This window comes from Vibrio sp. 2132-1, assembly GCF_033344315.1.
In genome coordinates this window covers 1-635 of sequence record NZ_JAWPON010000459.1, presented here as the reverse complement: position 1 = coordinate 635, position 635 = coordinate 1, and the positions used below count along the sequence as shown (strand labels likewise).

1 protein-coding gene is annotated in these 635 nt (G+C 51.2%); it reads right to left on the bottom strand.

Translation table 11 applies throughout. The features are described 5' to 3' along the window. A partial coding sequence (locus R8N47_RS26030; RefSeq protein WP_318186208.1) for an aminoacetone oxidase family FAD-binding enzyme occupies nucleotides 1–635 on the bottom strand: 635 nt, incomplete at both ends.

Genomic DNA, 635 nt, shown 5'->3' with positions numbered 1-635 from the left:
ATAGAAACTTTCTGACCCGCTTTCCAGAAAGAGGAAATTTGCAAAACCGAAGGGCCCGATAAGCCGCGGTGAGTAAACAACAGCGCTTCTTTGAACATGGTGCCGTCGTCGGCGGTAATTTCCGCAGGCACAGCAATGCCAGACAGTTCAGCAAAATCTTCTTTGTCTTCTTTGTGCAGCGTAAATGGCACAAGTCCCGCCGTAGTAGGGATTACTGGCAGACCAAACTGCTCAGCCACTTTGTAACCAAATGGCGTCGCGCCCAGTTTTGGCATGGAAAGGCCACCGGTCGCAATCACCAAAGATTCGCACTCAACAGGCTCAGTACCCGCGTGCAGACGAAAGCCTTCTTCGGTTTTCTCAATGGTGTGCACATCGCATTGGTAACGCTGTTGAATGTTTGGCATGTCACACTCGGCCAGCAGCATCTTCACAATGTCTTTGGCGGTAAAGGCATCGACACAAAACAATTGGCCGTGGTCGCGCTCTTCAAACTCGATGCCGTGTTTGCTGACCATGGAGATGAAATCCCAGTTGGTGTATTGCGATAGCGCCGATTTCACGAAGTGTGGGTTTTGGCATAGGTAGTTGCTGGCTGATACGTGGTAGTTGGTGAAGTTGCAGCGGCCACCACC